At 45.1% G+C, this 264-nt stretch carries 1 protein-coding gene; it reads left to right on the top strand.

The annotated features are described in order from the left end of the window. Positions 1-264 (top strand): Rnase Y domain-containing protein (locus ACSNOG_RS33480; protein ID WP_436756433.1); only part of this gene is annotated, 264 nt, incomplete at both ends.

The raw sequence follows: 264 nt of genomic DNA on the forward strand, positions 1-264 counted from the left end.
TCATAATCGTTCTCGTTGTAGCCGCTATATTCTTTGGGTTCGGTTATTTTATTCGCAAATCCCTTGCAGAAGCTAAAATTTCGAGTGCCGAGCACGCCGCTTTGCAGATTATTGAAAGTGCAAAGAAGGAAGCCGAGGCATTGAAGAAAGAAACGGTTCTTGAGGCTAAAGACGAAGTCCATAGAATCAGAGCCGAAGCTGAAAAAGACACTCGTGAGCGCCGTAACGAAATACAACGGCAGGAGCGTAGATTGTTGCAAAAGG

The sequence above is a fragment of the Streptomyces sp. URMC 124 genome (genome assembly GCF_051386455.1).
Taxonomy (GTDB): Bacteria; Actinomycetota; Actinomycetes; order Streptomycetales; family Streptomycetaceae; genus Streptomyces.